Annotated in this window: 9 protein-coding genes and 2 pseudogenes; 4 read left to right on the top strand and 7 right to left on the bottom strand. The window is 32.9% G+C overall.

Annotated elements, in window-relative coordinates; all coding sequences use genetic code 11:
* Window position 1: 1 nt before the first annotated feature.
* The gene (locus GTO82_RS04560) at window positions 2-853 is read right to left on the bottom strand and encodes a bifunctional methylenetetrahydrofolate dehydrogenase/methenyltetrahydrofolate cyclohydrolase (RefSeq protein WP_180873998.1); all 852 of its coding nucleotides are present in this window, start codon (window positions 851-853) and stop codon (window positions 2-4) included.
* A 444-nt stretch (window positions 854-1,297) separates the two neighbouring features.
* Between GTO82_RS04560 and rbsD the strand changes: the two genes are divergently transcribed.
* Window positions 1,298-1,693 carry a D-ribose pyranase gene (gene rbsD, locus GTO82_RS04565; protein WP_180874000.1) on the top strand — a complete coding sequence of 132 codons (396 nt, stop codon included), beginning with the start codon at window positions 1,298-1,300 and terminating at the stop codon, window positions 1,691-1,693.
* A 75-nt stretch (window positions 1,694-1,768) separates the two neighbouring features.
* Entirely contained in the window at window positions 1,769-2,659 is an 891-nt protein-coding gene (gene rbsU, locus GTO82_RS04570) for a ribose/proton symporter RbsU (protein WP_180874002.1), read from the top strand.
* Window positions 2,660-2,700: 41 nt separating this feature from the next.
* Here the strand turns inward: rbsU and GTO82_RS04575 are convergent, their stop codons facing one another.
* Window positions 2,701-3,510 carry an aminoglycoside N(3)-acetyltransferase gene (locus GTO82_RS04575; protein WP_180874004.1) on the bottom strand — a complete coding sequence of 270 codons (810 nt, stop codon included), beginning with the start codon at window positions 3,508-3,510 and terminating at the stop codon, window positions 2,701-2,703.
* A 128-nt stretch (window positions 3,511-3,638) separates the two neighbouring features.
* Window positions 3,639-4,854 (bottom strand): annotated as a pseudogene (locus GTO82_RS04580) (MFS transporter).
* Window positions 4,855-5,203: 349 nt separating this feature from the next.
* Here GTO82_RS04580 and GTO82_RS04585 point away from each other — a divergent pair.
* Together GTO82_RS04585 and GTO82_RS04590 are read left to right on the top strand one after the other, a co-directional pair.
* Window positions 5,204-6,784 carry an ATP-binding cassette domain-containing protein gene (locus GTO82_RS04585; protein ID WP_180874006.1) on the top strand — a complete coding sequence of 527 codons (1,581 nt, stop codon included), beginning with the start codon at window positions 5,204-5,206 and terminating at the stop codon, window positions 6,782-6,784.
* A pseudogene (locus GTO82_RS04590) lies at window positions 6,784-8,359 on the top strand (ATP-binding cassette domain-containing protein). The gene GTO82_RS04585 and the pseudogene GTO82_RS04590 overlap by 1 nt, the downstream one beginning before the upstream one ends.
* 190 nt (window positions 8,360-8,549) lie before the next feature.
* On the opposite strand, the gene fni reads toward GTO82_RS04590, so the two are convergent.
* The 4 genes from fni to mvk are packed head-to-tail and all read right to left on the bottom strand — an operon-like array spanning window position 8,550 to window position 12,577.
* The gene (gene fni / locus GTO82_RS04595; RefSeq protein WP_180874008.1) at window positions 8,550-9,575 is read right to left on the bottom strand and encodes a type 2 isopentenyl-diphosphate Delta-isomerase; all 1,026 of its coding nucleotides are present in this window, start codon (window positions 9,573-9,575) and stop codon (window positions 8,550-8,552) included.
* 11 nt (window positions 9,576-9,586) lie between these two features.
* A complete protein-coding gene (locus tag GTO82_RS04600; protein ID WP_180874009.1) occupies window positions 9,587-10,660 on the bottom strand; it encodes a phosphomevalonate kinase in 1,074 nt (357 codons plus the stop codon).
* A gap of 34 nt (window positions 10,661-10,694) precedes the next feature.
* On the bottom strand, window positions 10,695-11,660 hold the full coding sequence (gene mvaD, locus GTO82_RS04605) for a diphosphomevalonate decarboxylase (protein WP_180874011.1): 966 nt from the start codon (window positions 11,658-11,660) through the stop codon (window positions 10,695-10,697).
* Window positions 11,660-12,577: a mevalonate kinase gene (gene mvk, locus GTO82_RS04610; RefSeq protein ID WP_180874013.1), complete on the bottom strand. Its 918-nt coding sequence runs from the start codon at window positions 12,575-12,577 to the stop codon at window positions 11,660-11,662. Before mvk ends, mvaD begins: the two co-directional genes overlap by 1 nt.
* Window positions 12,578-12,622: the final 45 nt, after the last annotated feature.

The raw sequence follows: 12,622 nt of genomic DNA on the forward strand, positions 1-12,622 counted from the left end.
TCTATTTATTCCATTCAGCTAAATCTACGGTTTGCTGCATTAAAGTTGCGATAGTCATTGGACCTACTCCACCAGGAACTGGGGTAATATTTTCAGCTACTTCTTTGACACTATTAAAATCGACATCCCCGACTAAGTGATGATTTGCCATCCGATTAATTCCTACATCAATCACAGTTGCACCTGGTTTAACCTGATCTTTTTTAATCAAATTAGCTTTGCCAGCAGCCACAACTAAAATATCAGCATGTTTAGTGTAATAATCGATATCATATGTATGTAAGCTTACCATTGTTACTGTCGCATTTTCATTGATGAGAAGCGATTGCAGAGGACGACTTACTAAAATGCTGCGTCCAATGATTGTTACGTTTTTTCCTTCAATTCTATCTAAATAAGAATGAAGCAAAGTCATAATTCCGCGCGCGGTACAAGAAACAGGATAGTGTCCATCCTCATTGTTATAAAGTTTACCAACATTTTTTGAATCAAAACCGTCAACATCTTTTTCAGGAGAAATTGCTTCAATTAGTTCGGTTTGATTGAGATGCTTAGGTAAAGGAAGCTGAATTAAAATTGCATGAATAGTTGGATCGTCATTGTAGTGATGAATTGCTTGTAAAACTTCAGCTTGACTGACATCTTTTGGAAATTTTTTCAAGATAGATTTCATTCCCAACTTTTCGGCAGTTCTCTGTTTATTACGCGTATAAATTACACTAGCCGGATTATCTCCTACAAGAATAACCGCAATTCCTGGAATTATCCCTTCTTCTTTTAATTTATCAACTCTGGTTTTGGTTTCTTGATTAAGTTGTTTGGCAATTTGACGTCCATTAATAATATTTGTCACTAATAAAAGCGCCCCTTTCAGAAAAAATACTACTTTAAAGCAGGGAATTCGTATTCAAAAGTTTCTGTAATAAATCAATAGCATATTGTTTCAATACAGCAATTAAAATTAACAACTACCATAATAACATTTTTCTAGATGGACTTAGAAGGAAATAGATAATTCGGTATAATAGGAATCAGGTTGGTAAAGATGATATCAGAGTTAAAATAAGGACCAAATAACAAAAAAAGCTGATAATTAACTGAAATTCCCCCCCAGAGTTGGCCATAAATCCAACCGGGAGGGTTAACCTCATTACTATCTGAAACTATCTTCTCTTTTTTCTTTTTGCTGTTTATATTTCAAAATCAAATTTAATATATTAGCCGCTTTAAAAGTTCTAATCTTAAAAAGATATATTAGAATGGTAGTAAATGTGTTTTAAGAAAAGGATTAATGACTATGAAAAAAACTGGTGTAATGAATTCTAATATTTCAAGGGTAATTGCTGACATGGGTCACATGGATTGGTTAGGAGTTGGAGATGCTGGCACTCCAGTTCCGGCTGAAACTGAAAAGATTGACTTGTCTGTGCGTCCAGGATTGCCATCATTTATTGATGTTTTAGAAGAAGTCTTGAAAGAGTTAGAAGTTCAAAAGATGTATGTTGCCGAAGAAATTAAAACTGAAAATCCGAAGCAATTAGAAGCTCTTAAAAAGGCAGTTCCAAATGTCAAGATTGAATTTATTCCACATTTAGAATTAAAGAAGGATTTAAAGTCTTCTAAAGCATTTATTAGAACTGGTGAAGAAACTCCATACTCTAATGTGATTTTGGAAAGTGGAGTAGTTTTTTAAAGTAAATATTTAGCTGAAAAAATAATTGCATCTGTAAACTACAATTGTTTTTATATTTTAAGGAAAGTTTAGTGTATGAATGGAATAGCTTTATTAATTGGATTGGGGCCTTTACTTGGCTGGGGTTTATTTCCGACAATTGCTTCAAAAATTGGCGGTAAGCCAGTAAATCAAATTATTGGTACTACCTTTGGTACCTTTATCTTTGCTTTAATCTATAGTTTGGTTCAAGGGATAGCGTTACCTAGCGGTGCTGCCTTAATCTGGTCAATTATCTCTGGAATAGGCTGGGCTAGTGCTCAGATTCTTACTTTTCATTCTTTTACTTTGGTTGGATCCTCACGCGCAATGCCCATTACAACTGCCTTTCAGTTGTTAGGTACTTCTTTATGGGGAGTATTTGCTTTAGGGGATTGGCCAAGTACGAGTGATAAGTTAGTAGGTTTTCTTGCATTAGCTCTGATCATTTTAGGTGCTTGGATGACAACCTGGAGCGAACACAAAACTGATGAGAATAGTGCTAAGTTGAGAAAAGCAGTAATCATTTTATTAATTGGTGAAATTGGATATTGGGCATATTCTGCAGCACCTCAAGCTGCTAAAATTGATGGATCCAAAGCATTTTTACCACAAGCTATTGGAATGTGCTTAGTTGCTATTTGTTATGCAGTTTACTTAAAAGTTAAAGAACCAAGTCAAAGAAGCGCTTTAGCTCAAGGTGTTTCTTACAAACAAATTATATCTGGATTTTTCTTTGCATTTGCTGCATTGACATATTTAATTTCAGCTCAACCAAATATGAATGGTTTAGCAACTGGATTTATTTTGTCACAAACATCTGTAGTATTAGCAACTCTAACTGGAATCTGGTTCTTGCATGAAAGGAAGACTAAGAAAGAAATGGTAGTTACCTTAATTGGTTTAGCTATCATTATCGGAGCGGCTACAATGACAGTTATGGTATAACGAATATATAGAAAAAAGTAGGATTTATTCCTACTTTTTTGTTATCTATTATTATCTTTCTTTTTAAACCAGTCTTTAGCAAAGTCAACTAAAGGTCTCATTTCAATTACCTTGATAAAACTGTTGTTCAAGCTGACCTGGTTAAAGTGCTCCGGATATTTCTTTTCGAAAGCTAATCCGAGCTCATTAAAATCGTCATAAGAATCTAGATCAACGTTTTGATATTCAGTCCAAGTAGTTTTACCTTGGTCATCAAGACCAATAGCAGCTGACCAGGTTTCAGTTGGACGATTAATTGTTGATTCGGCATAGTGAAGAGCAGTACAAGTTTCATAGTCTGTTCCTAGAAAAACTATTTTACCATTATTTTTATAGAGATAATCTAAGGGACTATTAATGCCGTATGGAAGATTTAATGGTTGTGTTTGAGCTATTTGAACTTTATTTTTACCCCAAATTGCAATGGGTAAATAAGGATGAGTGCTTCTCACTACATCGGTCAAAGTTCTAAAATATTCAGGTGTTATTCCGAGTCCCTCAGTAGCTGAAGTTATTGGATCATAGGGTGGCATATTATCTCTAATCGTTTGAATTAGATCAGAACGAACTGGAGGGTACTCCCACGTTGCTGGATCACAATTTGTCGAAACTTCTGAAGGCATCATAATTGTTCCTTTACTTATTGTCTCCTTAAGTGCCAGAATGACGGTTTCAGGACCACCGGGAACATAGTAGAACTTGCTTAATGATGTGTGGACAATAACTGTGTCGGAGGCATTAAGATGAGCACTGTTAAATGCCTGTTTGAAATCATTTTTTGTTGTAACTGTAGTAATCAAATCTTGCGCCATAAAAATCTCTTTTCTAAATTAAAATTAATCATTGACTTGGACGATAGAAAACTACTCTTGTTTTTATTTCAGCATTATTAATTTTTACTTTTTTATTACTCATTAGAAAACTCCTAAAATTAGAGCATTTATGCTCTTTTTCTTTTTAAAAACATTATTAGATAGAAGACAGCTGTCGCTAGCTGAGCCAGCCCTTCAAGAATAATGGCTGGCCGAGCACCATAGTTTTTAACAATAAATCCTCCTAAAAATGATCCAATCGGAATCATGCAATTAACAATGCTGCTGTTAATCGTGATAATTCGTCCTAATAAATTAGAAGAAAAACTTTCTTGAACTAGAACCTTAAAATTAATGTTCATAATGCTAATCCAGAAAGTACTACATAGGGCAAATATTAGAATTAAAATAGGCCATATTGGGGCAGTTATTACTTCTAAAACAATTGCTAATCCAGAAAGCATTAAGCAAGTGACAATTAATAGTCTTAGTTGACTGTCTTTCACGTAAAGCCGCTGTACGATAAGGCTACCTAGCAATCCTTCAATTGAAGAAGCAAGTTCTAAACTTCCATAGCTAATTGCACTATTATTTAAGTATTTGGTTGCAAAGTAGGGCAAACCAACAGATGATATTCCATAAAATAAGTTGGTTAGAGCAAAAGGCAAGATTAAAATTAAAATATTTTTATTAGTACGTAATGCTTGCCAACCACTCACTAAATCTTTGAAATAGGTAGTATTACCTTCAGGTAAAGAGGCATTTGGAAGTTTAAAGTGTAAACGCATGTAGAACAAAAGTGCAAATGCAAATACTAATGCTGAAATAATAATTGTATTTTTTATAGATAAAAAGGTAATTAGAATGGTTGCTCCAGCATTGAGGAATAAGTCTAAAGTTTGATAAGACATTTGAAAGATCTCATTAACTTTAGGTAATTCTTTCTTTTCTACTATATTGGGCAGTATTTTGTCTTCCGCAGGATAGATTAGTGTTGATCCAATAGTTGACAAAACATAAACTACTATCAAAAATGTAATTCCTAAAAAGTGTAATTTTTGATTATTAAATAGCGGAATAATGATTATACTCAAGCATTGCTTGAATAATTGTCACTAATTTTAATGCTTTTTTGATGTCTATACGATCAATTATAGGTCCTAAAGTAAACGAAAACATATCAATGCTAGATTCAGCTATGAATATCACTGAAAGAAGCATTGGTGAATTAAGATGGGTTTTAAAGTACCACAATATTGCCATATAGAAAAGTGAGTCAGCAACATTTGTTCCGATCCGGCCAATTAAGAGGTTTATAATATTATAGTTATTTTTGTTAGTCATTTTCCCGTTCCTTTTTAATACTTAAATTTATTGAGTACATGAAAGTTTAGGGAAAAGATAGCTAGATTTTAGTTAACAAACCCCAAACTTTCATCAAATTTGGGGATATTTATTAAATATAGCTTAATAACTGAAAGAAAATAATTCAGTTTTAAGCTTAATCCTAAGTTATTTAGAATAGACACTTAGTAATCACCTCGATTTATCATAGATAAAATAAGTATAGCATACTCGTTAAGTCCGAAAGTATGCCACTTAGGTCATAAATTTGTCCGCTTATAAAAATATGATTGTAAATTAAAAAAACATTAGTATAATTAATAAAAAATAAAAATAGGAGGGGCAAATAATGACGTTTAAAGAGTTGGTTAAAATTAATCTTCCCCGTTCAATATTGGTTTTTTGTTCGTATATTTTATATGCAGTTGCGGGTTCAATGGGAGAATATCTTTTTAAAGATTCATTAAACAATATTCTTAAAGGTAACTTAAATGGATATCTTTTTTGGACTTTTGTTCAGGCTGGGATGGAAATAGGAACGGCAGTTTTATTACCAATTGCTACAATTGCTTTCACAAGACAAACCCAAGACTATGTTCATAAAATTAGAGAAGAAATTATCGAATATTACTATGCTTCTTCAGAAGTTGAAAAAACTTCCAAAATGCAAAATCAATTAACAGCAACTCTTAAACTATTAACTACCAACTTTGCTACTCCATGGGTATCAATTTTGAGTGGAACTCTTGAAATTTTAATCGCAGTTATTTTGTTATTTACTATGAACTGGAGCTTAATTTTAGTTAGTGCGATATTACTAGGAATTAATTTTCTTCTACCTAAAATTATGGAAAAGAAAACAGCTCAGGCAACTAAGAACGTAAATTATAAAAATGAAAAGTTGCTAAATACGATTGAACATTGGTTTGGTGGACTGCAAGAGTTAAGACGCTTTAGTGCATATGAGAGATTGAGAAGACAGCTACATAAGGCGAGTGAAGATTATACGAAAGCAAATAAGAAAAACTATCGGTACCAAACTACTTCTTACTTATTCAATGGTTTCGGAAATGCCTTAGCCCAAATAGGAATATCATTTTTTGCAGGAATTTTATTCTTAAATCATGTGATTTCTTTTGGAGAATTCGCTGTAGCGGGTGCATTTGGATCAGCTATCTTTTCAGCAGTTTGGGAAATTACCCATTCAATTACTTTAGTTAAATCAACTAAAACATTAAGAGAGGAAATTTTAACTTTACGCAAAAAAGAAAAGCGGGCTGTAAAGACAGCTGCTTATGGTGTATCGGTTGAAAATTTGAAAGTGACATACAACGAAGGAGAAACTATCACTTATCCAAATTTCACTATTAAACCTGGTGAAAAAGTACTTTTAATTGGAGATTCGGGAACAGGTAAGTCCACCTTATTTAAAGCATTATTGGGAAAAATTGAGACTAAATGTGGTAAGATTACTTATTTTGATAAGGAAAGTCAACCCATAACCAATGCTAGCCTGGGTTATTTACCGCAAGATCCAATAGTTTTTCCGATTTCAATTAAAGATAATATAACGATGTTTGTTAAAAGAACAGAAAAACAATTAATGAATGTTGTTAAGAATGTCGAATTAAAAAGTGATTTAGATAAAATGCCTTCTGGAATTGATACAGTAGTTAATCTAAAGAAAAATAATTTATCAGGAGGACAACGTCAGAAAATTGTATTAGCTAGAAGTGAAATTTATAATCAGCCATTTGTATTGATGGATGAAGTAACTAGTGCAATTGATCAAAAAGCTACTGAAGAGATTATTACTGCGTTGCTAAAAACTGATCAGACAATTTTAATGATTGCCCATAATTTTACACCAGAATTAAGAGCTAAGTTTGATCAAGAAATAAAGTTAGCTAAGAAAGGGGAAGAGGAATAATGAATTTAAGAAATTTTATTCGAATTAATAGGGCACGTTTTTTTCTATTTTCAATTTTAGCTATTCTTTCTCCTCTTTTAACAATTACGATGACGGCCTTAGTTCAAATAGAGACGAATATTATTCTTTCAAGAAATTTACCAAATTTTTTGATAATTTCAGCTATTAGTTTAACTGTGTGTATAATGTTTTATGCATTATTTAGTTTGACCCAATATCTACTTCTTGCTCAAACACAAGATTTAAATAATAGTGTAAGAGAAAAGATAGTAGATCATTATTTCCATGATGATAGAGATCATCCGGTTTCAAAAATTCAAAATAGATTAACTAATGATTTAGAATTAATTAATGATAATTACTATGGCTCTCTTCTAAATCTAATTTTTGGAGTTGTTCAACTTATTGCAATTATCATATATTTAATTATGTTAAGTTGGGTTCTCTTAATTACAATTTGTATAATTGTAGCCATTTCTCTAGCTTTGCCAAAATTGATTGAAAAACCACTCCAAAAAGCTAATAAACTTATTTCGACTAGCAATGAAATATATTTAGATACTTTAAACGACTGGCTACGCGGTTTAGATCAATTAAGACAATTTGCAGCTGGTGCAAAGCTATTTTCTGTCACTCAAAATGCTAGTAAAAAACTTGAAGACGCAACTGTTAAGCAAACTACTTATACTAAATTACTTAATGCGATTAACGGGATAGCTTCTGCATTGTTTGGGTTGATCATATTTGTTTTGACTGGATTTTTAGTCAAAAATGGCTTAGTACAAATGAGTACTCTATTAATAGTGGGAAATTTCAGATTTTATTTAAATCAAGCAATTAATGAAATCTCTCAGGCTAGGGGAGAAATGAAGGGAGTAAAGAGTCTAATTGTAGAAGTAAATGAAGCAGCGGAAAAAGTTCAAGTTTCAGATAAGCAAAAAACAAATAAGCCTACTGTAATTAAAACAGAATCATTAAGACTCGATTTTCCAAATGGCGAAAAACTAAGTTATCCGGATATTCAGATTAATCAGGGTGAAAAGATTCTCTTAACAGGAGATTCTGGTACTGGTAAATCAACTCTATTTAAATTGATATTGGGAGAATTAGCACCTAGTGCTGGAAAGATTATTTTTGAAGATAAGGATGGAAATGAAATTAATCCAGATTTGAAAACAATTGGATACTTACCGCAAGATCCGGTTATATTCCCAGCCTCCATTAAAGAAAATATTACTATGTTTAACAATAAGCTCGATAATAAAGTTGAAAGGTCAGTAGAAGAAGTAGATTTATCTTCTGATCTGCAAAAATTTGATGAGGGCATTAATAAAAAACTGGATCTTGATAAATTAAACATCTCTGGAGGACAGAGGCAGAAAATTGTTTTAGCAAGGGCTCAAGTTCATGAGAGTGATATTATTTTAATCGATGAGGGGACGAGTGCGATTGATCAAAGTGGAAATTTTAGACAAATTATTAAAAAGTAAAGCGACAATTGTATTTATTGCCCATAATTTTACTGAAGAAATGCATGAATTATTTGACCGCGAAATTCATTTGATAAAAGAATAAAACCAATATCAATTGACTTTTGATATTTAGGGGAATGAAGTTCATTAAATTGACTTTTGGTATAGATCAAAATTTGATTTAATGAACTTTTTAACTTTTATATTTAAATTAATAAAATTGTTACTTTAACATTAGTATCATAAAAAATAAAAAGGATGGCTGCTGTAAGCAGCCATCCAAAGAAATAGCACTAATTATAGAGTTGTCGAGTGAAATTGTAAAGATCAGTATCCAAATAATATTTAACTTCATCGACTTTAGAAATATGATCTAAACCAAATAGAGCAGTTAAAAGTTTTAATTCATATTTTAAGTTTTGAATAGCAGCAATTAAAGTCTCAGAATCTTGACTAGCAAACTGCAAGAAATAGTTTGCTATACCAACATACTGTGCTCCTAAAACTAAAGACTTAAAAATATCAAGTGCATTTGTAATACCACCAGCCGCAATAATAGTCTTATTGACGGGGATAGTACGTGCTGCAAGTAGCGTTTTGACAGTAGAAAGACCTATATCTTCTAAAAAATTTAATTTTTGAGTCTTTCGTCTTTCATTTTCAATTTGGGCAAAATTAGTTCCGCCGCTTCCACCTAAATCGATAATTGAAAAATCATTGATTAAAAGGGTACGAAGAGATTCAGGATCAATTCCCATTCCAACTTCTTTAATAATAATTGGCACATCAACTGTATCTCTAATTTCTTTTAGATTATCTATCCAATGAAAATCTCGATCGCCTTCAGGCATTACAGCTTCTTGAACACTATTAAGGTGAATCTGTAATGCATTTGCATCTAAAGCGTCAACAATCTTTTGAGCTACTTTTGGATCAGTAGTTGGATTAACATTTGCAAAAATTAATCCATCAGGATTTTCTTGACGTGCAACTTCAAAGCTCTTTATTTGATCAATTTCTTTTTCAAGAATGCTGGCGGATCCTAAAGCCATTGGAATATTTTCTGCAGCAGCCGCCTTAGCTAAACGTTGATTGATGGTATAGGAAGTATCCGAGCCGCCAGTCATTGCATTAATAAAAAATGGGGCACTGATAGTATGACCAAACATTTCAGTTAAAATACTATCTGTATTTACTCCGCTTTCTGGAAGAGCAGGGCGGATTAAATGAACATGATTAAAATCATTATCTTTATTACTATTAAAAAACATCTTAGCTAATGCTAGATGTTCTTCTTTTCTTTGAGATCTTTGTGACATAATTTTTCCCACTAAGCAATTGAGTGAACTAGAAAGTTCAATGGCATAATTCCATTTTTACGCCAATTATTTTTCATTTCTTCGATATCAGTTTTTTCATCTGCAATCACAATACCACAATCGCCGTTTCCTGCACCAGAAGTTTTAGCAGCACCATTAAATTGTTCGGCAATGTTGATTAATTTAGTTAAGCGTGGAATTTCGATAGCAATATGGTTAAGAGAAGCAAAATCTTTTAATAACTGCCGATTTAAACGAATTTGTTTTTGAATTAAAGAAATATTTTTTTCATTAAATCCTCTAATCATATCAAGAACACATTTCCGTGATTCATCTAAAAAAGTATCATATTGAGTCTTAATAAACTTTTTCTTTGCATTAGTCTTATCAACTAATTGAGAGGTTGAGGCAGGTTTTTGACTCCAGCCGATTACCAAGTTTAGTCCTTCGGGAGGAGTTAATAATTGAATCTTAAGGCCAGGCCAAGCTTCGTTTAAAACTTCGCTAAGAGATTTAGTAGCTAATTCTTTCTTGAGCCATGCTTTATCAAAAGTTTGATAAGCCAGCCAACCACCATAAACACTTGCTGCAATATCACCAGCAGATCCATTACCTTGAACGCTGTAGTGGGAAATAGCAGAAAGTTTAAAAATAAGATCTTTTGTACAGTGTAATCCATAGAAATTAAGGATAGCCTTCACTGTAGCAACTGTTACAGCAGCTGAAGAGCCAAGACCGTATTTCTTACCATCGGCTGAATCAAGATCTGAATTAACATGTAGATCATATAAAGACATTGGAACTTTTTGTTCAAGACAAAAACGTTCTGTAAAGTTAATAGCAGATAAAATGTATTCAAACGGATTATCACGATTATCAATAACCATTTGGTTACCTTTACGGATCCAGTGAATTGAATCTTGAGAATACTGTTTAGAATGAATTAACCCACTTGTACCTGTACTTTTTGCAATTGAAACACGTACAAATTCATTTACTGCAACTAAAATGGCAGGGCAGTTTTGCTCAAGAACTGCATACTCTCCCGCAATATACAACTTTCCTGGTGCTTGTTCTGTAATCAACGAATATTCCTCTAATCTTTTTATTTTCAAATTCCTAAAGCAGAGTAACGCCTGGGCCGAAACTCGCAACGACTATTTTAACATTAGTCAAGGTTTTCTGAACAGCTGAAATAATATCTTTTCTATTTCTTAAGGTGCAGAGAATTTTTACGTTTGGACCAGCATCGATTGTATAGTAGCATTCGATGCCATTTTTTCTTAAATTTTCAACTAATTTAATAATTTTAATTGTTTCCGGTTCAAAATAAGTAAATGGTTCTTTAGCGGTTAAATTACAAGCATGCATTTCGTTGGCACTTAGTTCACTAAGTTCACCAATTCTAGTAAAGTCATTATTTTGGATAGCTTGCTTAATTTCAGCAATTTCTTGTTTATTTCTCGCTAACCAAGGCTGATAAAAAGGAGAGGTTTGAGCTAACTGCATTCCTTTTGTTGAAGAAATTTTTTTCTGCTTTGTATTAACTTCGATTGCTAGTAGAGAAAGATCAAGATCAGGATTTTCATCAATTGGTACTGCATAAGAACTCTCATCGTCAAATCCCTTTTGCCATTCAACAAAGCCGCCATAAACTGATCTAGTAGCTGAGCCTGACCCAAGTCGTGCAAGTCTTGAAAGCTCCTTTTTAGAAAGATCTAATCCATAACTGGCAGCAAAGCTTGTTGCAAGAGCTGCAAAAGCTGATGCTGAGGAAGCAAGACCAGCAGAAGTAGGAACATAGTTAGTAGACCGAATTGTAAAATGATCAGTAACGCCAAATTTTTCTTGCAATAAATGAATATAACTAAAAACTCGCTTGCTGTTTTCTAATGATTGTTTTTGATCATTTAAAATAAAGGTATCTTCAGTTAATGAAGGATCATGTTCAAGTGTAGTGTCAGTATAAAAGGCATCGAGTGTCATTGAAAGACTAGACATTAACGGTGTCTTTAAAGCTTGATCAGCTTTTCCCCAATATTTAATTAAGGCGATATTAGTGTGGGCACGAGCAGTTTTCTTCATTAAATTTCCTCAATCCAATAATTATCAAAATTAGCATTTGCTTTTTCAGCAATCTTTTGAGCAACTTCTTGATTAGGACATAGTGCAATTACAATGCCCCCTAAGCCACCACCAGATAATTTAGCTCCTAAGGCACCATTTTCATTGGCAATTTTACAAATATTATCGATTCTTTCAGTTGACAGCTTAAAGGAGGCAAGGATGTCTTCGGCTTCATTAAAAATCTTTCCGATCTCTTCTGTATTTTGATTAAACCAATTTTGTCGTGTTGCGGTAGCTAATTCTCCAAGGCGTGCAATTTGTTCCTTTTTAAGATCACTTTCATCCATTTGCTTTTTAACTGATTGAACTGCGACCTTGGTATTTCCAAGTTCACCCGTATCCATAATTAATAAGGTAGCACCTAATTTTTGAGAAAGTTGTTTTGGTCCGTCTTGTTTATTGAAGAAAACTAAGTAATCGGAATTTACGGTAGCAGCGTCAAGGCCGGAAGCTTTTCCATGATTAATCATTTCTGCATGATTGGTAATTTCCATAATTTCATCTTCAGAGAGAGTCAATCCTAAAAATTGTGAGACAGCTTTGGTAGTCCCTAAAGCTACAACAGCACTTGATCCAAAACCACGTTCCATAGGAATTTCACCAGTATAAGTAATTTTAAGATTAGGAGCGTTTTTTACTCTTTCAAGTAAGTTTTTTACAATATATTTAATACCACCATATTCATCAGGCGCATCAAAAAAAGCACCATGATACTGAGTTGTATCCATCCAAGTAGGACCATCAGTTTCTTCCACAGTTGTGATGATATTTAAGGCCTGGATTGGAAGAGCGAGGGCGTCATAGCCATAAACTACAGAATGCTCACCAATAAGAATCACTTTTCCATGTGCTTTGACTTCTATTTTTTTATTCACAATTATCTTTCCTATATTATAAATTTCATTAAGTCTAATTGCCTT

It is taken from the genome of Lactobacillus johnsonii (genome assembly GCF_013487865.1).
Lineage (GTDB): Bacteria > Bacillota > Bacilli > Lactobacillales > Lactobacillaceae > Lactobacillus > Lactobacillus johnsonii_A.

Coding starts and splice junctions, on each gene's coding strand:
- GTO82_RS04585 (WP_180874006.1), top strand. CDS start 5,204: ATGACGTTTAAAGAGTTGGTTAAAATTAATCTTCCCCGTTCAATATTG.
- mvaD (WP_180874011.1), bottom strand. CDS start 11,660: ATGAAGAAAACTGCTCGTGCCCACACTAATATCGCCTTAATTAAATAT.
- GTO82_RS04575 (WP_180874004.1), bottom strand. CDS start 3,510: ATGGCGCAAGATTTGATTACTACAGTTACAACAAAAAATGATTTCAAA.
- rbsD (WP_180874000.1), top strand. CDS start 1,298: ATGAAAAAAACTGGTGTAATGAATTCTAATATTTCAAGGGTAATTGCT.
- fni (WP_180874008.1), bottom strand. CDS start 9,575: ATGTCACAAAGATCTCAAAGAAAAGAAGAACATCTAGCATTAGCTAAG.
- rbsU (WP_180874002.1), top strand. CDS start 1,769: ATGAATGGAATAGCTTTATTAATTGGATTGGGGCCTTTACTTGGCTGG.